Raw genomic sequence first — 24,884 nt, 5'->3', positions numbered from 1 at the left:
CCTCTGTTTATTCTAAAATTGAATTAAATTTTTCTATCAATTCCTCATTTTTTAATTCTCTTTTTAATAAGTTTTCTTTAAACTTTTTAATTAATATAGGATTATCCAAAATCTCTTTAATTCCTGAATATATTGCATCGTCAACATTATCTACAATAATCCCATCTTTACCATTTATCACTTGTTCTTTTGCAGAGGAATAATTAGTAACAATAATTGGTAAACCTAAAATTTGTGCTTCTGTTACAGCCATTGGTTTTCCTTCACGTCTTGATGCCATGACGTACACATCACATTGCTTTATATAAGGATAAGGGTTTTTTATTTCACCCATTAATATGATTTCGTTAATTAAATTACTTTTTCTTATCATATCTCTCATTAACTCAAAATCTTCACCGTCGCCAATAATAAACCACCTAAAATTATACCCTTCCACTTTCAACTTTTTGGCTGCTATTATCGATCGATCTAATCCTTTTGTGTGTATTGATAATCTACACACCGTTATTAATTTCAAACCATCATATTTCATTAAATTGACATCAATATCTTCTCTCTTTTCTGCCATATTTTCTACATATTGAGGTAATAATAAATTTTCTAATACAATTGATTTATCCGATAGTTGAGGAAATACCTTATTAAAATTTAGTAAACAACTTTCAGAAACGCATACGATAATATCTGCATTTTTAAATCTTTTATAATCTATTAATGGAATGAATCTAGTATTTAAATAGTCTATATGAATCCAAATTATTTTTTTTTGTGCATTAACTTTTTGCAATACATAATAATCTGCCCAAAGTTCCAAATAACCAATAGCAACATCATAATTTTTTTCTACTTTATTTGAATTATTTGAGTGAAAGAGAGACATAATTTGACTATTTATTCCAATTTCCTTTTTGTAAACCAGTTCAAAGTAAAACCCCTTTAAAAATGTTCCACTAAAAAAAAATTTACTTATTTTTTTTAGTTTTGAGGAAATTGAATCTATAAAAATAGATGCCTCATGTAAAATATTTACTTGTTCCGGTAAATCATTAAAATATTCTCCTCTATTTTTATACAATATTAAATCCACTTCATATTTGTCATAATTTATACTTTTTAATAAGGAAATCAGGCTAGTCGTACTTCCTCCTAACATAAGCTCGGGGTATACAAATAACAATTTTTTCTTCATTATTTCTAATCCCCTTCCATTAATTCCTATAATTTTTAGAATAAGATGTTTGATAAAGGTTTCTAGAATAATAGTTTAGAGAGATGTTCTTGATACAACCTATAATCAAAATTTTCCTCCGCGCAAAGCCTAGCTTTGTGCCTCATTAGTTCTTTTTGATCCTGTTTTAAAAGTAATGCACGTTTAAGTGTTTTAGCAAATTCCTCTGCTGAACATTCTTTTACAATCAATCCCTCTTGCATATCATTAATATAGTCTCCTAAATCAGATGATAAATTTAAAATCACTGGAGTTGCTGTAGCTAAACTTTCTACAACTTTCGTTGGAAACCCAGCTTTTGCGTATCTTAATTCTGCTGCTCTCAATAACACTGTAAAATCTATTTCTGCAAGTTTATTTAATACGACCGTTCTATCCACTCTTCCTAAAAATTCTACATAGTTGTTTAATCTTATAAATTCTTCATGAGTAAACCAATTTTTTATTTGTTCATAACTCACCCCAGCAACAGTAAATCGAAGCCGTTTTAAATCCTCATCTTCAAGTAACAATAAGCCTCTTAACATTTCATTGAGGTAATCTTTTTTACCTGGTGAGCCTGCATATAAAATTGCCAATTTATTATCTTTAACAATTTTTTCATATGGTATATTTTTCACATCTAAAATTACAGGAATTCTGATCGTATTACATCCCTTACTTCGAAAATAGTTATTTAAATATTTACTAATCGATATAATTTTTACATTTTTATCTAAAAAATATTTATTCTCCATATTTTTTAACAGCATATCTAGAGACAGATTTCCATATTTGAACTGTTCTGGGGAATACCACTCCACACTATCCGCTAAAAATTGAATATTATTTTTCATACAAAAACTCTTTAACCAGCTAACACTGACAATTGGTAAGTCAGCAATTAAAATTGCATCAACTTTATTATGAAGTAAATACACCTTTAAAAAACGCTTTAGTCTCTTATTGTAGTTCAAATAATAATAAACTTTTTGTGTTATATGTTTTGATTCTTTTCTCAAGGAATTGTATTTAAACCCTTTATAATTCATTTCTTTTTTATATTTACTAAACCCCATCCCAATAAAAAATACATCATTTCCACTTCCTCTTAGTGCTTCTCCTAAAGTTAGTAACCTAACTGCTTCTGCATCTCCTTCAGGAATTCTAGAATAAGTGATAACGAGGATATTCAAAATGAAACAACCCCTTATTTAATATGTTGCTAAATAATAGAATATTCTTTATACATTTTCTCTATTACTAAATCCAATTTGTAATATTTTTTTACTTTTTCTCTATTCCAGGTTGACATTCCCTCCCTAACTACCGGTTCTTGTAATTCCTCGATAGCTTTTAGCAATCCTTCAATATTTCCGACTTCAACAATCTTACCTCCCTTATCTTCAATTATTTCTGGTATAGCTCCTACTGGTGTTGAAATAATAGGTAAACCAATAGCCATTGCTTCAAGAATTGCATTAGGAAACCCCTCTGTATAGGTCGGAAATAAAAATAAGTCCGACAATAACATTTGATTTATTACTTCTTCTTTTGAAACTTCACCGTAATATTGTATATTTTCAGGTTTCTTAATGGCTCTAAATTCTTCACTTACCTTACCAATTAATTTAAAATTTATATGAGGCAGTTTATTTGCAACTGAAATAATCTCCATACATCCTTTTGATTTAATTACATGCCCAACAAAAATAATGTCTTTTATTTTAGGTGAAATTTCATGTGTAGTACTGTCTATATGATTTGTATCAATAAAATTAGGAACTTTTATAGCAATTTTATTAGATATACTTTTAATATGGTGCTCAGATGTTTGATTTAAACAAAAAATTTGGTTAGCATCATTGCATATCTTACTAAATATAAACTCCGGAAATTTCCCTTTTACCATGTAGTTAGTATCACAATGAAAATGGACAACTACTTTTAGTTTTGATTTTCTTGCAGTCCTTACACATAGGTAATCTCTTATCATACCAAACGTTGAACATGAAGAATTGATATGAGCTATATGGTATTTTTTTTTGATTTTACTTTTGGCTTCATAAAAGATTAAAATATTTCTTTTTAGCTCATTTAGTAGATTTTTCTTCCAAAAAACATTACCTCTTTCTCCAATAATTGATGTATTGACGACATCTACAACATGCCTCTTTGATTGACTAGAATTAATAAACAACTTTGTCCATGTGGCAATTCCACCAGCAGGAGGTGGTAGGGGGGAAATTAATAGAATCCTTAACTTGTCATCAATTTTTGTCATCAATTAATTCCCCAGACAACACGATTCACATAATGTGTATATGATAAAATAATTCTTAACACTTTTTCTGACACATTAGGCATTTGATAATCATCCACCAGTCTTAAAGTATCGATTTTTTGGGTTTCCAATACTGCCAGCCCTTGCAATATTTTTTCCTTTTTAAGCCCTACCATCATTACTGCCGCTTCTTCCATCGCTTCTGGCCTTTCGTGCGCTTGTCTAATATTGAGTGCTTTAAATCCTAGTATTGATGCCTCTTCACTAATTGTTCCACTGTCGCTAAGAACGGCCTTCGATTTTATCTGCATTTTTACATAATCATTAAATCCTAGAGGCTTCATTACTTTAATCAATGTATTAAACTCTATCCCTTTATTCTCAATCATTTTCTGCGTCCTTGGATGTGTACTTACGATTACAGGTACCTTGTATTTGTCCGCAACTGCATTCAAACTTTCTACTAGATTAAGGAAGTTTTCCTCAGAGTTAATATTTTCTTCACGGTGTGCAGACACAACAAAATACTTACCTTCCTCAAGAACTAACTTCTCTAAGATATCTGATCTTTCAATATCCAACTTTCGAGAATCTAAGACCTCGAACATAGGGCTTCCTGTTTTAATAATACGGTCTGCCGGTAATCCTTCTCTCAACAAATACTCCCTTGCAATAGCGCTATAAGTTAAGTTAACGTCTGAAATATGATCCACTATTTTTCGATTTGTTTCTTCAGGTACTCGTTGATCAAAACATCGGTTTCCCGCTTCCATATGAAAGATGGGGATACGTCTTTTTTTCGCAGCTAGCGCACATAAGCAACTATTCGTATCCCCTAATACTAAAAAGGCATCCGGTTGAATCATCTCTAAGACTGGGTCTATTCGAATTAAAATATTGCCAATCGTTTCGATTGCAGCTCCATTTGCAGCTCCAAGAAAATAATCCGGCTTTTTTAAATTAAAATCTTTAAAGAATACTTCATTCAGTTCATAATCATAATTTTGGCCAGTATGAACCAGTGTATGTTCAATTACATTAGACTGCTCTAACTTATTGATTACAGCAGACAAACGAATGATTTCAGGTCTAGTTCCTACTACTGTCATCACTTTTAATTTCTTCAAGATTTATACCTCCAAATAGTACGTATCTGGCTTTATAGGATCAAAGCATTCATTTACCCACATCACTGTCACAAGGTCTGTATCTCCTACGTTTACAATAGAGTGTGTATATCCAGTAGGAATATCAACAACCTGCAGCTTTTCACCATTTACTTTGTATTCAATAATGTCATCAGAGTCTAATTTTCTAAAACGTATTAAGCCTTTACCGCTAACAACTAAAAACTTCTCGTTTTTTGTATGATGCCAATGATTTCCTTTTGTAATACCTGGCTTAGATATATTAACTGAGACTTGACCGCCATTAGATGTTCGAATAAATTCAGTAAAAGAGCCACGGTTATCTAGATTCATCTTTAAATCATATAAAAATTGATCTGTAGGTAAAAAACTTAAATAAGTACTATAAAGCTTTTTCGTAAGAGCATCTTCCATATTTGCAATACTTAAATCCGCTCGGCTACTTTTAAAACTATCGATTAAATTTGCTATTTCACCAAGTGAAGTAGTATATGTCACAGGAACAATACAATACTTTCCTTGTATTGTTGGCATACCGTTCAATGCTCGTAATAATTCTTCTAACACATCATCGATATAACAAAGTGTTAATGCTGTATTTGGATTGTGTATTTGAATCGCTAAATCTCTTGCAATGTTATAACAAAAAGTAGCTACTACACTGTTGTAATTTGGTTTACTCCATTTACCAAATATGTTTGGTAATCTATATATATACACTGGGGCTCCCATTTTCTGATGATATTGAAACAATACATCTTCCATTAGCCTTTTGCTTCTCCCGTAAGGATTTTCTGATTCAGCTTGGATAGAGGATGTTGCGATAACCGGCACTTTCTTGTCATTTTTTTTTAGAAAATTTACTAATTGAGATGTAAAACGATAATTTCCATCTATAAAATCAATTTCATTTTCAGGTCTGTTTACTCCAGCTAAATGAAATACAAAGTCACATTCTTTTGTATATTTTTCTAGAAGCGCAGGATCGCTCTCTCTTGTATACTCAAAGATTTGATTGAATCCTTGGTTTCTTAATTCTACAATTAGATTTTTTCCTATAAACCCTTTCGCTCCTGTAACTAGGATGTTCATTTATCCAATCCACCTTTAATTTAAGATATGAATATCTTTATTCCACTTTTTTAATTCCGCTTGAATATACTCTAATTGCAGTAAAGTTTCTTTTATTTCTTCTACATATAATTGTTTTGTATTATCAGAATTATATTCCATAACATTAGATAGCTCCGGAAGTCCCTCTACAAAATATTTATTATAGTTAAGTTCTCTTTGATCGGCAGGCACTTTATAAAATCCCCCTAAGTCCTGTGCCACTACATATTCTTCTTTTGTAAGCAGCGTTTCATAACGCTTTTCTCCGTGTCGAGTTCCAATAATTTTTATTTCGTTATTGACTTCAAATAATTCTTTTAATGCTTGAGCAAGATTTCCAATCGTACTCGCAGGTGATTTCTGAACCATAATGTCCCCTGTTTGACCATGTTCAAAAGCAAACAACACCAATTCCACTGCTTCTTCTAAACTCATTAGAAATCTCGTCATATTTGAATCTGTTATTGTTAGAGGTTGACCACGCTTAATTTGCTCTATAAATAATGGAATGACCGACCCTCGGGAAGCCATTACATTTCCATATCTCGTCCCACAAATTACTGTGCCATTTTCAGGAACTGTTTTTGATTTTGCGATAAAAACTTTCTCCATCATTGCTTTTGAAATTCCCATTGCATTGATAGGGTAGGCTGCTTTGTCCGTCGATAGACAAATGACTTTTTTCACACCATATTCAATAGCTGTAGTTAATACATTTTCCGTACCTAAAATATTGGTTTTTACAGCTTCCAGTGGAAAAAATTCACAAGATGGAACTTGCTTTAATGCGGCCGCATGGAAAATATAATCGACATTATGCATCGCATTTTTTAAGCTATCAGTATTTCGAACATCCCCAAGATAATATTTTAATTTTTCATTATTATATTTTAGCCTCATATCATTTTGTTTCTTTTCATCACGGGAAAATATGCGGATTTCTTTTATATCCGTATTTAGCAACCTTTTCATAACTGCATTTCCGAAAGAGCCCGTTCCACCTGTGATTAACAAAATTTTATTTTTAAACATCCATTAACCTCTTTCTATTTATTTAAAATGGTTCATAATAATTTCGTAGGTATGTTTTGAAGTGTAATTTTGTTCTAAATACAACCTGGAATTTTTACCCATTTTTTCTCTTAAGTTCGAATTAACAAACTGATTTATCTGTTTGTTAAATTGTTCAACATTATTACTCTCGCTCCACAAACCAAATTTCCCTTGTTCGATTACTTGCCCTATATCAGTACTAGTATCCGTAGCTGCTAAAACAGGCATAGATGCATGCATATAAGAAAGTAATCTAGATGGGAAATTAGGGATTGTAAAACGATGATCTAGAAAAATTAGTCCAACATCACAGGACAGTACCAATTGGTCATAATCCTCTTGCGGCAGTTCTTTAATTAGCTGTGCATTAGAAGGGGGTTCTTTATCAAAATAGGCTTTAATCTTATTAAATTCGGTACCAGATCCGGCTATTACAAAATAAACATGTTGATTCATTTTGTTTGCATGCAAACATTCTATGAGGAAGTCTATTCCCTGAGGTTTCCCAAGATTTCCTCCATAAATGAAAACGGTTTTATCAAAAGGAATGTTATACCTTTTTCGTATACTTTGTATTTGAGTTTCGTCAATTTCAATTGATATAGGATTAATACTATTGGGGCAAATTTCGAGATGTTTTCCTGAAATTTCTTTATTTTGTTTGTATAAAAATTCGAGATTTGCCTGAGACATGCATCCGATTAAATCTGAAATTTTATACAACCGTTTTTCTTTCATCCTAAAATACTTATAAATTAAACTTTTATTACTAAACATATTTAAATCTACAGCATTTTGCGGAAAAATATCTTTTAGTAATAAATAAGATTTTGCTTGATCTCTTTTTTTTATATAACTTATGACTTTTTCAAAAGTTATAGGTGGGGTTGAGTAAAGAATTAAATCAAATTTAATATTTTTGAAATATAACTTAATGGCTTTTAAGAATTGTCCTTCAATCCGTAAAGTGGAAATACCCTTTTCGATAAGGTTATTTTGTGTTATATTTCCTATCTTTACTTTAAGTAAGTGAACACCACTTACAACTTTATATTGGGTTGGTTTTTTCAAACGTTTTTCTGTCGGACTGATAACGTACACTTGATGGTCATTATCTCTAAACTGCCTAATTAGGTCAGTATAAATACCTTTTACTTCTATATTATTTAAACTACTAATGGATAGAAATAAGATTTTCATTCATATAGCCCCACTTATGATAATTGAATTACTTGCTTAATTATCTAACTCCTATAGCTCGGGAAAAACACTTCCGTTTCAATAAAATAGTCTGCTTTCTTTCTTATCTTCATTAATTTATTATATTTTTCAAGATCAAATATCTTCTTACCGATTGAGAAAATACAATCAGAATTCTTATTAAATCCTTGTTTGAATTTATAAAGACTATCTTCCTTACTCCCCACTCCCCCGCCTAAGTGAAAAGTTTTAAAGCCATTTTCATTTCCCCAACATGCAATCTCATACATTAAAATATTGGTAGGTCCGAGATGTAGAAAATCTAAATCAGAAGCAGATAAATGATGGTGAATTTGTCCGTTTGCAAATGTAATTAGCACCATTCCTATTATCCTGTTTTCAAATAGCGCATAAAAAATCAATGAATTATATGGCAGATCATTTAGAACACTTTTATAAAATTCCTCATTGAAAAAATAGTAATTTTTTGCGTTATTCTTTTCCATTGTTCGATTATACATACGCCTAAAATCACTTAATAATTCAGGACTTCTTCCCCAGTAAATTTCTACTCCAGATTTTTTAGCCTTCTTTATCCATCTCTTCTTATTCGTATTGAGGTTATCCCAAATTTCATCTAAGGAAGATAAAGAAAGTGTAATAGTTTTTCCAAGATTATCTATCTCATACATTCGACTTACATTTTTACTGTTCTTCAAGATCGGATGGAATCGAACAATTTCACTTATAATGCCCTCTTTCTTACATAAAGCGATGTATTCTTCGTTCAACGCTTTCATACTACCTTTCGTACTATTCCCTTCTATTAAAAAACCGCCATAACCATAAGGTGTAGATAAATCATAAAAGGTATTTGGAGATATTTTCTCATGAAATCTTTTATCGTCAGCTACATCTCTTTTCATAACTGCATTAATTGCACGGATATTTTCATCCTCATAATAAAATAGTATCGGTTCACCGTCCCCATGCACTTTAAAAGCCTTTAAATAATTGGAAAGATAATAAACATCGTATGCTTTAAAGTTTTTCACTATCTCATTCCATTTTTCAGTATCATTGAATGTGACAATTGATAACACCGTTCTACCCCCAACCAAGTAATTTATACCGTTTAAACATTTAAATATCTCTGACTTCGAATTTCTCTCTTCTATACTGATCAAAGTCTATTGGTGTATCCACGCCGCTTTCTCCAATATCCACTCTCTTTATAACCTTTATCATCGTTTTTAAAATTATTTTAATATCCCTCAAAAAAGTAATATTTTCCACATATTCTAAATCGTAAAGAAAACGTTCCTCCCAATAAACCGTATTTCTACCATTAATCTGGGCCAAACCTGATAATCCAGGTCTTACTGAATGTCGCATTCTTTCCTGTTCCGTATAAAAAGGTAAATACTCTATAGCTAAAGGCCGCGGTCCAATGAATGACATATCGCCTTTTAGTATATTTATTAATTCTGGAAGCTCATCAAGAGACGTAGATCGCAGGAAACGCCCAAATTTCGTTAGCCTAATACTATTCGGTAACAGTTTCCCGTTTTTATTCCTTTCATCAGTCATCGTTCTAAACTTATAGATAGTAAAAATCTGTTCGTCTTTTCCAGGCCTCTTCTGTTTAAATATCACAGGAGTTCCCAGGTTAATACGTACTAATAATGAAACAATTAGAAAAACTGGACTTAATAAAATAAGTGCTACTAACGCAAGCGTAAAATCCATTGGTCTTTTAATATATTTTTTATAAATATAATAGTTATAATCTCGCATGGGATTCCATCAAAACATCCTTTTTAATAATATTTACAACCCGTTGTAAATCTTCAATCGACATCTTCGTATCCGAAGGTAAACATAATCCATTTTCAAATAGGATTTCCGACACATCTGTACCAATAAAATCATATTTCTCAAAGAATGGTTGCATATGCATTGGCTTCCAGATTGGTCTTGATTCAATATTTTCTTTTTCAAGAGCTTCAATAATATGATGTGGTCTAACCGTTCCGCACAAAATAATACTACTTAACCAATAGTTGGGTTCATTCCATTCATTACTTGGCATGAACTCAATGCCATTAAGTCCTTCTAGCTCTCGCTTATAATAGCTGAAAATCTCTCGCTTCTTTTCCACCCGTTCGTGCAAAATTTTTAATTGCCCTCTTCCTATACCAGCGACAACATTACTCATTCGATAGTTGAAGCCTAATTCACTATGTTGATAGTGTCTTACGGGATCACGTGACTGAGTAGCCCAGAATCGTACCTTTTCGATATCATTTTCATTATTCGAAACAAGCATTCCACCACCCGAAGTCGTAATGATTTTGTTACCATTAAAAGAATAAACGCCATAATCCCCAATAGTTCCGCAATGCTGACCCTTATAATAAGTTCCCAGGGACTCTGCAGCATCTTCAATCAGTGCTACATTATATGTGCTACATAATTGAACAATTTCATCCATTTTTGCCGATAATCCATAAAGGTGAACGACAATAACAGCTTTTACATGTGGGTATTTAACAAAAGCTTTCTCTAATGCTTTTGGACACATATTCCATGATTCATAGTCACTATCAATAAAAACAGGCACGGCATTTTGATAAATAATAGGATTCGCTGTAGCTGCAAACGTAAGCGTGGAACAAAAAACGATATCTCCAGCTTCGACTTTAGCGGCTTTTAATGCCATATGAATAGCTGCTGTTCCAGAAGAAAGTGCAACGGCAGATTTACTCCCCACTTTTTTTGCCAGCTCTTTTTCAAAGCAATTTATATTTTCTCCGAGCGGCGATATCCAATTCGTATCAAAAGCTTCTTTTACATACTGCATTTCATATCCTTCAACACTCATATGTGGCGATGAAAGAAATATTTTTCTAGTCATTGCATCTAACTCCCATTTAATATTCAAGCAATCGTTTTAGGTGAAAACTTGCTAATAACCCATTTCCCATTAGCGACATCTAGCAGCTTATGTTTTAGTTCTAATAAATTGCATTCTTCTAATTCAATTAGAATAGTCATTAATAACTGCTCTTCTATGCAAATCGCTTTACCCACATGAATTTTCGGATAGATATTCTCCTCCTGGATTTCCTCATCATTTAATAACTCTTCGTACATTTTTTCACCGGGTCGAATTCCAGTGAATTCAATATCAATTTCATCTTCTAAAAATCCAGATAAGCGAATCAAATTTTTTGCGAGATCGACAATTTTTATTGGCTCTCCCATGTCAAGGACAAATATTTCTCCTCCTTGAGCAAGTGCACCGGCTTGCAGTACGAGTTTTGATGCTTCCGGAATTGTCATAAAATAACGAGTCATTTCAGGATGCGTGACCGTGACAGGTCCGCCTGCAGCAATTTGTGATTTAAACCGGGGAATAACACTTCCGCGCGAGCCAAGAACATTCCCAAAACGCACGGCTGCAAAGTTTGTATCACTATAGGTGGCTAGATTTTGGATAATAATTTCAGCGATTCTCTTAGTTGCCCCCATAACATTAGGCGGATTAACCGCTTTATCAGTTGAAATCATGACAAAGTTGGAAACACCAGATGCATGTGCCGCATCTGCTATATTTTTTGTCCCGAAGATATTATTTTTCACTGCTTCACGAGGATTACTTTCCATCATTGGAACATGTTTATGCGCAGCAGCGTGATAAATAACATCAGGTTGAAAGTGTTGAACTACTTCAAAAATTCGTTCTCTATCCTGCACATCAGCAATAATAGGAACAAATTCAATATTTGTGTATTCATTTTTCTCTGATAATTCCATATGGATTTTATAGATGGAGTTTTCTCCATGACCGAGTAAAATAATTTGTTTAGGGTAGAATTGTGCTGTTTGTCGGCAGATTTCGGAACCAATCGATCCGCCAGCACCTGTTATGAGGATTGTTTTATTCGTTAAAGTTTTTGAGAGAGCTAACATATCTAGTTTTACTTCTTCACGTCCAAGTAGGTCTTCTATTTTGATTTCCTGCATATTTTTCACTGAAACTTTGCCCGTCATCACATCTTCAATTTTTGGCATGATTTTTATTGTTGCTTTCGTTTCTCCGCAGCGTGTATAAATTTTTTGCATCTCTTTTTTACTTAAAGAGGGAATAGCTAAAATGATTTCTTCAATTCCTTTATCTTCTACAATTTGCGGAATATCCTTTGTAGTGCCGCATACATTTACATCTACAATTTTTAAATGTTGCTTATTTCGATCGTCGTCTACAAATGCAACAACTAGATATTGTGATGGATTTCTTTTAAGGCTACGCAGAAGCATTGTACCTGCTTCGCCTGCACCGATAATTAATACTCGCTTTACATCATCATTTGGTTTAAATGAAGTCCAGTCATGGGCAATTCTAAGTAAAAAACGCGAACCGCCAATTAAAAGAATAAGTAATAGCCATGTAACGACCATTACTCGAAAATAGATATCCTGCTTTATTAATAGTTGCATGGCACTTGCTGTACAAACAGATGTCGTAACTGCATAGCCAATTGTTAACAATTCCCTTACGGATGCTAAACTCCAAAGACGATTATAAAGTTGAAAAAAGTAGGCCATTATATGATGGCTAATTAGCAAAGTTATAGAACTAAAAACGATTACTGTATCCGAATAAATATTCAATGTTGGATGCAGTAAAAAATAACTAATAAAAATGGCTGATACTACAATTAATGAATCTAGAATAGAAAAAATTGTGTATCTAGCAGTATAATTCACTACTAATCCAATCCTCCCCCAACTAACCATATAAAGTTGTGAATGAAATATGGTCCTAGACAAATTTTTCAAATCTTTAAACTACTTGGTGATTATAATTTTGTTCAAATTTCCAGGCATCTTCACACATCTTTTTCACGTCTCTTCTTGCGATCCATTCGAGTTCCCTATTCGCTTTTTGTACATCCGCATAACAAGCAGCAATATCCCCCGGTCTTCGGTCTACAATTTTAAAAGGTATGGAAACTCCATTCGCTAATTCAAATGCTTTTACGAGCTCCAAAACACTTGTTCCTTGACCTGTACCTAAATTATAAATTTGAATGCCTTTTCTTATACGGCTTAATGCAGCAACGTGCCCTTCAGCCAAATCCATCACATGAATATAGTCACGGACACCTGTACCATCCCATGTCGGATAATCATTCCCGAATATACTTAAAAATTGATTTCTTCCTTTTGCCACTTGTGTGATATATGGCATTAAATTATTTGGTGTTCCATTCGGAGCTTCACCGATCAATCCACTTTCATGAGCACCTACCGGATTGAAATAACGCAATATAGAAACCGAAAACAATGAATTTGCTCTAACAATATCATTTAGGATTCTTTCACAAATTGCCTTTGTTTCTCCATAAGGGTTCGTAGTAGGCGATACATCCATTGTCTCAACAAAAGGCACTTCATTTTCTCCGTACACCGTAGCCGATGAACTAAATACAAACTGATTAACACCAAATTTTAAACAACAATTTGCTAAGACAAGTGTGCTAACTATATTATTCTCGTAATAGGTTAGTGGTTTCTCAACAGATTCACCTACCGCTTTTAATCCAGCACAATGGATCACCCCTTGGATTTTGTGATTTATGAAAATATGCTCAACTGCCTGTTTATTTGTTACGTCAATCTCGTAAAAAGGGATATCATGACTTGTAATTGTTTTGATAGTTTCGATGGAATCTCTTTTACTATTGGTGAGATTATCCACGACAACTACTGAGTAACCAGCCTCAATTAGTGCTATACAAGTATGCGAACCAATATATCCCGCCCCACCACTAACTAATATTTCCATGACATTCCTCCCTTAATTAGTTTGACTGGGCAAACTAAGATTAAATTAAACATTAAATACATTTTTCTCTTATCCAGTCATTTAGTCTATTTAGCATATTCATGAGAAATAGAAACTATTCATTTATTCCTAAAAAAAGAGAATAGAACCTCGTATTCGACAAGTTTCTACTCTCCGCTTCAATTATATTTACATTTACTGTGTATTTATTCCTATTTTTAAACCAGTGGTTTTGAAGGGACTTTTTCCCTTTTTCTAATTGAACTTATTATAGTTGCAGTCCCTATCCCGAAAGCTGCACCTGCACAATCGATCAGTACATCCTTCACCTGTGCTCCCCTTCCTGGGACAAACAACTGATGAAATTCATCGGAAACTGCATAAATGATACAAACAAAGAGAGCTAACCATATACTACGAATTCTATTTATTCCGTTTTTTCTAAGTGCCCCCAAGATAAAAATTCCAAGAAAGAAATAAATAATGAAGTGTGCATTTTTCCTTACAATATGATTAACAGTATCGACGTGTACTTCTTCTAACGGGACAATCGTTTGTACTGTTTCAATAAGTTGTTCTGTAATAGTCGTACTTAAGCCATTCGAAATATTGACTGGCTGCTGAGAAAAGTAAAAAATAAGGATCATCCATAAAAAAACTGTGATCCAAGTAAGTGATTTTAGCATTTATTTATTTCCACCTTGTCTGTTAAATCTCCATATGTTCTTGTAAATTTTGCTGAATATCCTGAAGTTCACTTTCATTCGGCAAATAATAATAAATTTGATTTTTCATCATGGATGACCCGTTAGTTATATAAAGCTGTTCGATTTGTTTCAAGCTGTCCCCGTAATTTTTACGTATGCGAAGAAAATCTTCAAATACAACGTTCAGTTCAATATTTTTTTCAATTGCTTTGAAAATTGATTTATAGTTCCATACAGTATTTAGCGACAAGCTCTCTTGTATAACACCTTGAATTACTTGCTTTTGACGATTTTGCCTTCCAAAATCACCGGATGGATCATCATAACGCATTCGAACATATTTCAATGATTTATCTCCATCCATTTCCAATTCCCCTGTGGGGAAATTTTCTCCATCATAATTAAAAGCAAACGTATTTAAGACTGTAATTCCACCAATAATATCAATAATATCGACAAAACTTTCCATATTAACTTTCACTACATAGTCAATAGGAATATTTAATAAGTTTTCCACTGTTTTAACCGCCATTTCCATACCACCAAAAGAATAGGCATGATTTATCTTATCTTTGAAACCTTTTCCGATTATCTCTGTATAGGTATCACGCGGTATACTAATCATTTTTGTCGTTTCCAAACTTGGATTAACCGTCAAAACAATCATCGTATCAGAGCGACCCCCATCACTGTCCCGTTCATCTACACCTAATATAAGAGCGGAAATCGGCTCTTTTTTTACTGTAATATCAACTGGCTCCGTACGAATATCAGGTACCCGCTCACCAATCGGTGTATAAATTTCGTCTGCCGTACTTTTGATATCCCCATATACTTTCACAAGTAAAATAAGACTCCCACCACATAAAACTAATACAATACTAATTAACCACTTCCATACATTCTTCATACTAATTTCTCCCTCAGATTATATTAACTTCTTTTGAAATCATTTTTCTGTTGGATATAAATCTGTAAGTAAGCAACATAACTATTACTTTCTAGATTCATAGTTATTAAATCCCTTTCAAACTTATGATATTTTCCACAATTATAATTTCCATCTTTATTATTAATTATTCTTTTAACATAAAATTAATGCATAGAAGCTACAACAAAAAACACCTATCACTGAAAACAAGGCCGCTGCCCCCATCAGTAATAGGTGTTCTTAGTTTACTTTTTAATTACACTTGAAACGGATTATCCTCATTAATCAATACACGTTCCTGGCGAATTGCTTTCCCTGTTTTATCATCAATTTCTACAAAAAATGCACTTAACACAGCACGGCCTTTTTTCGGTACTTCATAGCGTGCCGGCATATTTGTTAAAAACTTATAAATGACATTGTCTTTTCCCATACCTAACACTTCATCATATGGACCTGTCATACCAACATCTGTAATGTATGCTGTGCCCCCCGGATAAATGCGGTTGTCCGCTGTTTGGACATGTGTATGCGTTCCGACAACGACAGATGCTTTGCCGTCCAGATGCCAGCTTAATGCGATTTTTTCACTTGTTGCTTCAGCGTGGAAATCAACAAATACGATTGGCGATGTTTTTTTCGCTTCTTCAACCATTTCGACTGCCATCGCAAACGGATCTTCATGTGGCGGTAAAAATACGCGACCGTGCAGATTGATGACTGAAATTGTTACACCGTTTTTCGATACTTGTGTCATACCGCGGCCTGGTGCATCTTTTGAAAAGTTTGCCGGACGCACTAAGTAATCCGCGTCATCGATAAAATCAAAAATGTCTTTGTTATCCCACGTATGGTTCCCCATCGTAATAACATCGACACCCATTTGCAGTAAATCATTGTAGATCGCACGTGTAATGCCGCGCCCTGCTGCAGCGTTTTCACCGTTTGCAATCACTACATCTAAATTATATTTTTTCTTCAATCGAGGCAAATACTGTTCTACCGCATCGCGACCAATTGAACCGACGATATCGCCAATAAATAATACTTTCATTTTTAAAAACCACTCTTTCTGTTCTTCAACATCTAATTATTTTACCACTGTTTTTATACTAGACGCAAAAAAACTGCTACAAATAGAATTGTAACAGAGTAATACGCTAACATTTTGAGTTTTCATGCCAATTCCATGCATCTTCAATCATTTCATGTACATTCCGTTCCGCCTGCCAGTCCAATTCCTGCTGCAAATTTTCCGAGCTAACAGTAGATAAATCATACATTTTATAAGCCAACTCGCCCCGCTCCAACGCTTCAAGCACCAAAACATGGGCATTCGCTACATCAGTCACATTATTGAAACCACGGTTGCCTGTCCCTTCAGAAACCGCATCTTCAGGACTTCCACTACCCGAAGCTTGTACATTCGTACTCTTACAATAACGAAGAACAATGCCATTCATATCATAAGCTTTTGTATAAACTTCCAGCATCTGTTCAATCATGCACTTTTGCTCTAGTAGCTTATTTTCCTCTGTAACAGCTGAAGATAACACAATATTTTTCACTCGGCATGCCCTCATAACTTTCAATAACGCCAATGTGCCGCCGACATTATTTTCATAGTAATATTCAGGATTCCCCATTGCTTCCTTGACTGAGTCCGATGCTGCGAAATGGATGACAGATTGAACGGGAAACAACGTGAATATTTGTGTTAGACGTTTCTGATCTGATAAATCGCCTTCAATAAAAATAGCCCGCTCATCAACTGATCCGCGGTGTCCTGTGGATAAATTATCATACACAACGACCGGCCCTTTTTCCAGTAATAAATTTACGACATGGCTTCCAACATAGCCTGCTCCACCAACGACTAATATCACAAATATTCCCCCTTATCGGCTTCGAATTTTACTTGTAATGTAACGAGTTTTCCCACTTTCTCTAAGCCTTTACCCTATGAACCAACCGGAAAAATGTCGGATACACCCTCATTTTCACTAACGGTTTCATAAAGCGAAGATTCCATGGAAGCTGGGAGAAATTCTTGCTTTCCCGAATTATTTGACGTTCCAGCGATTTCACCTGTCGTGAGTTGGACGTCGTTAACAATACATGATGATAACGGTGAATATATAAACGTAAATTTAAACCTTCAATCACATTGCGGTATTGCCTTTTATCAAAAAACTGTTTCAATTGCGCATACGTTTGCGCATGTGAATGGGCAATAGACGGACTATAATTTTTCATCAGCATGTCCTCATATTGCACAAAGTTATACTGCGCTTCGTTTACAATGGCAATCTTTTTCGCAAATGATAAGTACTGTGCGATAAACCCAACATCTTCAAAAAATGGATGATTATCAAAATATAATTGTTCCCCCATAATAATGGAACGTAAAAACAGTTTGTTCCAAGGCACAATATACGCTTCATTGTGTTTTGTAAGGTAATAGTTAACAGGGTTCGGTTTTGTTAATAACGCTTCATTCACTTTCACCTGTTTTTTGCGCTCCGTTTCCGGCCAGTATTTCGTATACCCGCACAGTACGAGATCCGCATGCTTCTGCTCTGCACGCTGTACAAGCTTTTCATACATTGTACTTTCCACAAAATCATGCCCATCCACAAAGGCAATATATTTTCCGGCAGCTTCCTGCATTCCATAATTGCGCGCTTCACTTAACTTAAGGTTTTGCGCGTTAAATAAACTGAAACGCTCATCTTCACTGACAAATTCTTCACAAATAAGAGCCGTTCCTTTAGAAGAACCATTATTCATAATTAGCACTTCAATCGCTTGCAATGTTTGCTGCTGCAGACTTTTCAGACATTCTCTTATCGAATATTCAACATGGTGTGTTGCCACAATAATAGACACAATCGGTATCATGGGAATCCTCCTAATTAGTTAAGATGATTAATATTTGGAACGGGCTACAGTAACCGGATGCCTTGACTTCTCAATATCCAAATCAAGCCATTGACCAAGTTTCAAACTGTCATCTTCTTGAATTTGGTTATTTAAACAAGCGTCCGGTGTAAACGTAAAGTTGTTAAAGTAAACTTTCTCATCCACTACCTTTAAATCGATCCGTACATACGTAAACGGCTTGCTCAGCTTTTTTGCAATAGCGAGCAGGTCGTCCAACTGTGCAGGTCTTGCTTTTGCTACGTCAAACGGATGCTTTTTCTTTAAATAATTCGTATTGAACCAATCCGGTGTTAACATTAATGTTTGCTCTTTCGGTGTAAAGCGGTCGATAGTGGATTCAATAATCTTCGGTACCCCATGGAAACAATGAATGTTGTACTCTTGTACATCAGCGCCAGTCGATGATTCGATTAAACGTTCGATAATAATTCTAGGAATGATTGATGAATAGTGAGGCTCCGCATATTTCAGCGAATAATCCATTGCCATCATTTCCGCTAAATGCTGCCTTGTTTCTCGGTAATCCATTTCTCGTTTATTCTCGCAAACAATTGTCATGCCCTCGCCGTGCGAACATTTCAATACAAATTTTCTCGGCAATTGTTCGAAAATAATATCCTCTATTTCATCAAAAATACCGATCAGCGGCGGCAGTAAATAGTTGTAGCCGACTGTGATCATATATTCGCGTGCCTTCACCTTATCAGTAAATCTTCTTTTAAATTCAACATCCTCAAATAGTTTGAGCCACATTAATTTTTCATTGAAGGTTTTTGGGTTTTCCAGGTTTAAACGGGTTTTGAATTTGTTCCAATATAATAACTTACTTGCGGCAATTGGGGATAGCTTTACGACTTGTGTGAATGCATAGCGCTTTGCATGTAATGGGATTTGCATAAACGAATCACAGCTCCTTCTATTATTTTTTCACATTTTAACTGGTTGTAATTAAGTAAATTAGTGAAGTTTTAGCTGTGAATAATAGAGTGGCAATGGTAGTGTTTTAAAGGTGAAATATGATTGTTAAAATTGTATTAGATAGGCCGAATGACGGTTTGATGATATCCAACTATTTTGGTGCATTAAAATAGATTCTATAAATATCTTTCTAATAGTATAGTCTCGAAACATCTAATATATACCTACTATTCAAGTTTTTCTTCTATTAAATGTAAAAGGTATTTAGAATATTTTTATTCTAAATACCTTTACATATCTATATAAAACTCGCTTTTCACAGGCTGTTCTTTTAACTAAACAGACTGGGCTGATAAGCCTGGTCAATTTTTTCTAAAATATATGACCGTACTGTTCAAATTCAACTGTTTCAATCGCAAAAATATATTCAATTTTATCCATATAAGAAACGATCCTATTTGCTCCTGCAGGTACAAGCTGTGCTCCGTCTGTACCATATACTTTAAAGCCGTTATACTGTTTCGGATTATGGCTTGCCGTAATGGCAACACCCGCGTAGGCGTATAAATACCTTACTGCAAAAGATAACTCAGGAGTCGGACAGGATTCACTGAACACATAACTATGCACACCATAAGCCCCTAAAACTTTAGCCGTTTCAACAGCGAACTCTTTCGAAAAATGACGTGTATCATACGCAATGACAACACCTCTTGTCTTCGCTTCTTTGCCGCCTTCACATACATATTGTGCAAGATCTGCAGCTGCACGCCGTACTGTATAGATGTTCCTGCGATTCGTGCCAACACCAAGTACACTGTGCATGCCACCCGTACCGAACTTTACATTCTGTTAGAAATGATCTTCTACTAATCGTTCGTCTTTAATAATTTCTTCAAGCTCTTTCTGTAAATATTGTGGTAACTTTGCTATTCTCCATTTCTCAGAATGCTTTCGAACTTCAATCAAATTTTCACCTTCTCTTGAATAATTTTCACTTCATTATTTTTACCAAAAGCTGTAAAGTTTTTCAATTTAAAATATTAACCAGGATTTTTTAAATTGTACTTCCTCTGGTTCATATAATATAAAATCTTTATTTTCAATTATCCGAGCATTGTTTTCTAAAAATAGCTCAACTGCATCTAGTTGTTTCTTTTTCTCTAAAAAAGATAATCCTTCATTAAAGAGGAATGGTCTTGTAGTAAGGTTATGGACATCAGAACCATAAGTATGGACTAAGTTGGCTTTCACTAAATCCAACGAAAATTTTTGAACATTTTTTCCAAATTGCCCCGTAAGACTTCCAGCAGTAATTTGTGTCATTGCCCCTTCCCTTACTAACTCCTCTAGCTTACTAGGGCGTTCTGCAATTACTTTATTACGCTCTGGATGCGCTATAATTGGGATAATTCCTTTTAATTTAAGCTTAATGATAATTTCCTTTGTATAGAATGGGATAGTATGGGACGGTAATTCAATAAGTATATATTTGGAATTTGCAAGGGTTAATACTTTCCTTTCCTCTAATAGTGTAGAAAGCTCTCCGACTAAGCGTACTTCTTGTCCAGCATATATTTTTAAAGGAATATTATATTTATTTACCTGTTGCTGTATAATAGCAATCTGTTCATACACCGTTTCGGGAGATATATGGTACAGAGGATGGAAACTATGTGATGTTGCAATTATTGCTGTTATTCCTTCATCCACAGCTTTTTGCAACATTTCAAGTGTATGCTGCAATTCTTTTGGCCCATCATCAACTCCAAATAATATATGGCTATGGATATCAATCATTGTCTTTTCCCTCTCTCTCCCTTAATTTTGAAAAGAATTCCTACGAAGCCTTATAAATACGCAAAACTCAATATTATAATATATGAACAAAAAAATGCTATTAAAACTCTAAAACTCTTTTATAATGCCCTAAATAATTATTTTTAATTTCAAATTTCCTTAAAGGCTGAATGAGAAATATAAAATTTTATATAATAAAAATCCCCGTTTCATAGATTAGTTTCTATGAAACGGGGATTTTTAAAAAAGATAAAAAACTTTAATTATTTCGCATACTCCACAGAGCGTGTTTCACGAATAACGGTCACTTTGATGTGACCTGGATAATCGAGTTCTTCTTCAATACGTTTACGGATATCTCGCGCTAAACGATGTGATGCCAGATCATCGATTTTTTCAGGCTGTACGATGATACGTACTTCACGACCTGCTTGGATTGCGAATGATTTTTCAACGCCGTCATAGCTTTCTGAAATTTCTTCCAGCTTCTCAAGGCGGCGAATATAGTTTTCCAATGTTTCACTGCGGGCACCTGGGCGGGCTGCTGATAATGCATCGGCTGCTGCTACAAGTACGGCTATAACTGAAGTTGCTTCTGTGTCACCGTGGTGGGATGCAATCGAGTTAATAACAACTGGATGTTCTTTATACTTCGTTGCCAGTTCCACACCGATTTCTACGTGGCTTCCTTCGACTTCATGGTCAATCGCTTTACCGATATCATGCAGTAAACCTGCACGACGCGCTAATGTCACATCTTCGCCTAGTTCAGCAGCAAGTAATCCTGCTAAGTGGGCTACTTCGATTGAGTGTTTTAATACATTTTGACCATAGCTTGTACGGTATTTCATACGACCTAGGATCTTCATTAAATCCGGATGCAGGTTATGAATACCTACTTCAAATGTTGTTTGCTCACCTGTTTCGCGGATTTGTTCGTCCACTTCACGGCGAGACTTTTCAACCATTTCTTCGATACGTGCCGGGTGAATACGACCATCTTGAACTAGTTTTTCTAATGCAAGACGAGCTGTTTCACGGCGAATCGGATCAAAGCCGGATAAAATAACTGCTTCAGGTGTATCATCAATAATCAGATCAATACCTGTAAGCGTTTCTAATGTACGGATGTTACGGCCTTCACGACCGATAATGCGGCCTTTCATCTCATCATTCGGCAGATTTACAACGGACACTGTTGTTTCTGCAACATGGTCAGCTGCAAAGCGTTGTAATGCAAGTGATAAAATTTCTCGAGCCTTTTTGTCTGATTCTTCTTTTGCACGCAATTCTGATTCCTTTGTCATTACAGCGATATCTGTAGAAAGTTCGTTTTCAACTTCCTTCAAGATAACCTCTTTCGCTTCTTCGCGCGTCAGAGCTGCAATGCGCTCAAGCTCAGTTTTTTGACTTGCAACAAGTTGTTCTACTTTGCTTTCCATCTGTTCAATATGCTGTTGTCTGCTAGCCAGAGCTTCTTCCTTACGCTCTAAGCTTATCTCTCTTTTGTTCAGAGTATCATCTTTGCGGTCAAGGTTTTCTTCTCTTTGCAATAAACGGTTCTCTTGTTTCTGAAGTTCTCCACGACGGTCACGAATGTCATTTTCCGCTTCAGTACGAAATTTGTGAGTTTCATCCTTTGCTTCAAGCAGTGCTTCTTTTTTCAGTGCATCCGCTTCACGTTTCGCGTCTTCCACGATTTGCTCGGCAACATGCTTTGCACCAGTCACTTTTGAATCATTCACGTTTTTCATGTAGAAATAGATAACAGCGACACCGACAGCGAATCCTAGCAAAGCAGGGAGTATCATTTCCATATCGTTTCCCTCCTATGCCTATATATGTCTGATGTTCTTTTAGTCGGCATAATATATCTGAATTATTCAAACATACCGCCTATTCATTTCAAAATTTAGAAATTATACATTTTAATTGTATAGTTCAAAATTAGGTATGTCAAGAATAGCCATGGTTTAAGGGGTTTTTTATATTTTTATGGTCCATTAAGGGACTTCCAGAAATTAGTCCGGATTGGGATGGCAGGTTACCAATCTTTTCTATAAAGAATCCGATTAACGCGATTTACGGGCTGCCAGGCGACGGGAAGTTCTAATATAGTTCTAAATGTTCTAATATATTTTTATTTGTTCTAATAAACTTGGGATTTTCTAATATATTCTGCACTTCTTCAAATATGTCGAACCGATTTTCAAATATCCTCTTCGAATCTTCTAATATGAGGTGGAAATTTTCTAATATAGCAAACATTTGTTCTAATAAAAGTCCCCGCTTTATTTTTCCCACCGGTTTTACCTAGAAAAAAACAATCAAAGTCAGCTACGTCAGTCCCATTTTCTAATAACACTCAAAGATCGTCTAATAAAACCTATATTTGTTCTAATAAACTCCAACGCTCCACTGACCTAACAGGTACTTCAACCAAAACCGCCCCACCTTAGCTATAAAACCGCCCTTCCCCCACAAAACAAAAACCCAAGCAAACTTCTTCGCTTGGGTCTGTAACATTATTCTTTATCTTTTTCGTCTTCGAATAGTTCTAGTTCGTCCAGTTCTTCTTCTGCAGTTGTATCGTTGGCGCCGATTGTGTAGCCTAGTTCGCCGATACCGAAGTGTTGACGGATTTTTTCTGTCACTTCTTCTTTGATTGCAGGGTTTTCTTTGAAGAATTGTTTTACATTTTCACGACCTTGGCCGATTCGTTCGCTGTTGTATGAATACCAAGAACCGCTCTTTTGGATGATGTCCAGTTCTGCACCGATGTCGACGATTTCGCCTTCTTTTGAAATCCCTTCGCCGTACATAATATCCACTTCCGCTGTACGGAATGGTGGTGCTACTTTATTTTTTACGACTTTAATTTTCGTTTTGTTCCCGATAATTTCTGTACCTTGCTTAATCGCTTCACCGCGACGTACTTCTAAACGGATAGAAGAGTAGAATTTAAGGGCACGTCCACCTGTTGTTGTTTCCGGGTTACCGAACATAACACCGATTTTTTCACGAACTTGGTTGATGAAAATAGCAAGCGTATTCGATTTGTTAATAACACCTGATAATTTACGTAATGCCTGTGACATTAAACGCGCTTGGAGACCCATGTGCGAGTCACCCATTTCGCCCTCGATCTCGGCTTTTGGCACTAATGCTGCTACAGAGTCGATTACGATAATATCAATCGCGCCAGAACGTACTAATGCTTCCGCGATTTCAAGTGCTTGTTCACCTGTATCCGGCTGTGATAATAATAATTCGTCAATATTAACGCCTAATTTTTGTGCATATACCGGGTCAAGTGCGTGTTCAGCATCGATAAATGCTGCTGTACCGCCGTTTGCCTGAATTTCCGCGATGGCATGTAATGTAACTGTTGTTTTACCAGATGATTCCGGTCCGTAAACTTCTACAATACGTCCGCGCGGGTAGCCGCCTATACCTAATGCTGCATCAATTGCGATAGAGCCTGATGAAGTTGTCTCCATATGACGGTTTGAGTTTTCACCCAGTTTCATGACAGAACCTTTACCGAATTGTTTTTCTATTTGTTTTAACGCCATATCTAATGCTGCTTTACGATCGCTCAAACTATTTCCTCCTTAAGAAAAAGCTTTATTTAACTTATGTCTCTATTATACTTGCTAATGAGATAACATTCAAGAAAAAAGCGAACATATTTTCGCTTTTTCTTTGAATGTTTCTAAATGG

21 protein-coding genes and 1 pseudogene are annotated in these 24,884 nt (G+C 34.9%); all 22 read right to left on the bottom strand.

What is annotated here, in order from left to right; genetic code table 11:
- Window positions 1-7: 7 nt before the first annotated feature.
- The gene (locus tag MHB58_RS05570; protein ID WP_340734834.1) at window positions 8-1,192 is read right to left on the bottom strand and encodes a glycosyltransferase; all 1,185 of its coding nucleotides are present in this window, start codon (window positions 1,190-1,192) and stop codon (window positions 8-10) included.
- A gap of 62 nt (window positions 1,193-1,254) precedes the next feature.
- Window positions 1,255-2,406 (bottom strand): glycosyltransferase, encoded by a 1,152-nt coding sequence (locus MHB58_RS05565; protein WP_340734833.1) that lies wholly within the window; start codon window positions 2,404-2,406, stop codon window positions 1,255-1,257.
- Between the two features lie 29 nt (window positions 2,407-2,435).
- On the bottom strand, window positions 2,436-3,494 hold the full coding sequence (locus MHB58_RS05560; RefSeq protein ID WP_340734832.1) for a glycosyltransferase family 4 protein: 1,059 nt from the start codon (window positions 3,492-3,494) through the stop codon (window positions 2,436-2,438).
- Entirely contained in the window at window positions 3,494-4,621 is a 1,128-nt protein-coding gene (gene wecB, locus MHB58_RS05555) for a non-hydrolyzing UDP-N-acetylglucosamine 2-epimerase (protein WP_340734831.1), read from the bottom strand. The genes MHB58_RS05560 and wecB overlap by 1 nt, the downstream gene beginning before the upstream one ends.
- A gap of 3 nt (window positions 4,622-4,624) precedes the next feature.
- Window positions 4,625-5,734, bottom strand: coding sequence for a capsular polysaccharide biosynthesis protein CapF (locus MHB58_RS05550; protein ID WP_340734830.1), 1,110 nt, complete (start codon window positions 5,732-5,734; stop codon window positions 4,625-4,627).
- Window positions 5,735-5,749: 15 nt separating this feature from the next.
- Entirely contained in the window at window positions 5,750-6,787 is a 1,038-nt protein-coding gene (locus MHB58_RS05545) for a polysaccharide biosynthesis protein (RefSeq protein WP_340734829.1), read from the bottom strand.
- A gap of 18 nt (window positions 6,788-6,805) precedes the next feature.
- The gene (locus MHB58_RS05540; RefSeq protein WP_340734828.1) at window positions 6,806-8,008 is read right to left on the bottom strand and encodes a glycosyltransferase family 4 protein; all 1,203 of its coding nucleotides are present in this window, start codon (window positions 8,006-8,008) and stop codon (window positions 6,806-6,808) included.
- A 44-nt stretch (window positions 8,009-8,052) separates the two neighbouring features.
- Window positions 8,053-9,111 carry a GNAT family N-acetyltransferase gene (locus MHB58_RS05535; RefSeq protein ID WP_340734827.1) on the bottom strand — a complete coding sequence of 353 codons (1,059 nt, stop codon included), beginning with the start codon at window positions 9,109-9,111 and terminating at the stop codon, window positions 8,053-8,055.
- A gap of 40 nt (window positions 9,112-9,151) precedes the next feature.
- Window positions 9,152-9,805 carry a sugar transferase gene (locus MHB58_RS05530; protein WP_340734826.1) on the bottom strand — a complete coding sequence of 218 codons (654 nt, stop codon included), beginning with the start codon at window positions 9,803-9,805 and terminating at the stop codon, window positions 9,152-9,154.
- Window positions 9,792-10,925: a DegT/DnrJ/EryC1/StrS family aminotransferase gene (locus MHB58_RS05525; RefSeq protein ID WP_340734825.1), complete on the bottom strand. Its 1,134-nt coding sequence runs from the start codon at window positions 10,923-10,925 to the stop codon at window positions 9,792-9,794. The genes MHB58_RS05530 and MHB58_RS05525 overlap by 14 nt, the downstream gene beginning before the upstream one ends.
- A 23-nt stretch (window positions 10,926-10,948) precedes the next feature.
- Complete coding sequence (locus tag MHB58_RS05520) at window positions 10,949-12,781, bottom strand: polysaccharide biosynthesis protein (protein ID WP_340735891.1); 1,833 nt, start codon at window positions 12,779-12,781, stop codon at window positions 10,949-10,951.
- A gap of 76 nt (window positions 12,782-12,857) precedes the next feature.
- Complete coding sequence (gene galE / locus MHB58_RS05515; protein ID WP_340734824.1) at window positions 12,858-13,862, bottom strand: UDP-glucose 4-epimerase GalE; 1,005 nt, start codon at window positions 13,860-13,862, stop codon at window positions 12,858-12,860.
- A gap of 218 nt (window positions 13,863-14,080) precedes the next feature.
- Window positions 14,081-14,548 (bottom strand): VanZ family protein, encoded by a 468-nt coding sequence (locus MHB58_RS05510; protein WP_340734823.1) that lies wholly within the window; start codon window positions 14,546-14,548, stop codon window positions 14,081-14,083.
- A gap of 22 nt (window positions 14,549-14,570) precedes the next feature.
- Window positions 14,571-15,479 (bottom strand): LCP family glycopolymer transferase, encoded by a 909-nt coding sequence (locus MHB58_RS05505; protein ID WP_340734822.1) that lies wholly within the window; start codon window positions 15,477-15,479, stop codon window positions 14,571-14,573.
- A 277-nt stretch (window positions 15,480-15,756) separates the two neighbouring features.
- A complete protein-coding gene (locus tag MHB58_RS05500; RefSeq protein WP_008403186.1) occupies window positions 15,757-16,554 on the bottom strand; it encodes a TIGR00282 family metallophosphoesterase in 798 nt (265 codons plus the stop codon).
- Between the two features lie 106 nt (window positions 16,555-16,660).
- Complete coding sequence (locus tag MHB58_RS05495) at window positions 16,661-17,386, bottom strand: NAD-dependent epimerase/dehydratase family protein (protein WP_340734821.1); 726 nt, start codon at window positions 17,384-17,386, stop codon at window positions 16,661-16,663.
- A gap of 61 nt (window positions 17,387-17,447) precedes the next feature.
- Window positions 17,448-18,401 (bottom strand): glycosyltransferase family 2 protein, encoded by a 954-nt coding sequence (locus MHB58_RS05490; protein WP_340734820.1) that lies wholly within the window; start codon window positions 18,399-18,401, stop codon window positions 17,448-17,450.
- Between the two features lie 27 nt (window positions 18,402-18,428).
- Window positions 18,429-19,340, bottom strand: coding sequence for an ATP-grasp fold amidoligase family protein (locus MHB58_RS05485; protein ID WP_340734819.1), 912 nt, complete (start codon window positions 19,338-19,340; stop codon window positions 18,429-18,431).
- Window positions 19,341-19,733: 393 nt separating this feature from the next.
- A pseudogene (locus MHB58_RS05480) lies at window positions 19,734-20,195 on the bottom strand (phospho-sugar mutase); the annotation flags it as partial.
- A 201-nt stretch (window positions 20,196-20,396) separates the two neighbouring features.
- Window positions 20,397-21,161, bottom strand: coding sequence for a tyrosine-protein phosphatase (locus MHB58_RS05475; RefSeq protein ID WP_340734818.1), 765 nt, complete (start codon window positions 21,159-21,161; stop codon window positions 20,397-20,399).
- A gap of 263 nt (window positions 21,162-21,424) precedes the next feature.
- Entirely contained in the window at window positions 21,425-22,978 is a 1,554-nt protein-coding gene (rny, locus tag MHB58_RS05470; RefSeq protein WP_014824446.1) for a ribonuclease Y, read from the bottom strand.
- Between the two features lie 708 nt (window positions 22,979-23,686).
- A complete protein-coding gene (gene recA, locus MHB58_RS05465; protein ID WP_065216392.1) occupies window positions 23,687-24,763 on the bottom strand; it encodes a recombinase RecA in 1,077 nt (358 codons plus the stop codon).
- Between the last annotated feature and the right edge of the window lie 121 nt (window positions 24,764-24,884).

It is taken from the genome of Solibacillus sp. FSL K6-1554, assembly GCF_038005185.1.
In the GTDB taxonomy this organism is placed as follows: Bacteria; Bacillota; Bacilli; order Bacillales_A; family Planococcaceae; genus Solibacillus; species Solibacillus silvestris.
This window is presented reverse-complemented; position numbering and strand designations above follow the sequence as displayed.

Bases quoted from the DNA above. Each gene is read 5' to 3' on its own strand.
- MHB58_RS05475 (WP_340734818.1), bottom strand. From the start codon at position 21,161: ATGATTGATATCCATAGCCATATATTATTTGGAGTTGATGATGGGCCA.
- MHB58_RS05540 (WP_340734828.1), bottom strand. From the start codon at position 8,008: ATGAAAATCTTATTTCTATCCATTAGTAGTTTAAATAATATAGAAGTA.
- MHB58_RS05500 (WP_008403186.1), bottom strand. From the start codon at position 16,554: ATGAAAGTATTATTTATTGGCGATATCGTCGGTTCAATTGGTCGCGAT.
- MHB58_RS05510 (WP_340734823.1), bottom strand. From the start codon at position 14,548: ATGCTAAAATCACTTACTTGGATCACAGTTTTTTTATGGATGATCCTT.
- MHB58_RS05525 (WP_340734825.1), bottom strand. From the start codon at position 10,925: ATGACTAGAAAAATATTTCTTTCATCGCCACATATGAGTGTTGAAGGA.
- MHB58_RS05570 (WP_340734834.1), bottom strand. From the start codon at position 1,192: ATGAAGAAAAAATTGTTATTTGTATACCCCGAGCTTATGTTAGGAGGA.
- MHB58_RS05490 (WP_340734820.1), bottom strand. From the start codon at position 18,401: ATGATACCGATTGTGTCTATTATTGTGGCAACACACCATGTTGAATAT.
- MHB58_RS05530 (WP_340734826.1), bottom strand. From the start codon at position 9,805: ATGCGAGATTATAACTATTATATTTATAAAAAATATATTAAAAGACCA.
- MHB58_RS05505 (WP_340734822.1), bottom strand. From the start codon at position 15,479: ATGAAGAATGTATGGAAGTGGTTAATTAGTATTGTATTAGTTTTATGT.
- MHB58_RS05550 (WP_340734830.1), bottom strand. From the start codon at position 5,734: ATGAACATCCTAGTTACAGGAGCGAAAGGGTTTATAGGAAAAAATCTA.
- MHB58_RS05485 (WP_340734819.1), bottom strand. From the start codon at position 19,340: ATGCAAATCCCATTACATGCAAAGCGCTATGCATTCACACAAGTCGTA.
- MHB58_RS05545 (WP_340734829.1), bottom strand. From the start codon at position 6,787: ATGTTTAAAAATAAAATTTTGTTAATCACAGGTGGAACGGGCTCTTTC.
- galE (WP_340734824.1), bottom strand. From the start codon at position 13,862: ATGGAAATATTAGTTAGTGGTGGGGCGGGATATATTGGTTCGCATACT.
- MHB58_RS05560 (WP_340734832.1), bottom strand. From the start codon at position 3,494: ATGACAAAAATTGATGACAAGTTAAGGATTCTATTAATTTCCCCCCTA.
- rny (WP_014824446.1), bottom strand. From the start codon at position 22,978: ATGGAAATGATACTCCCTGCTTTGCTAGGATTCGCTGTCGGTGTCGCT.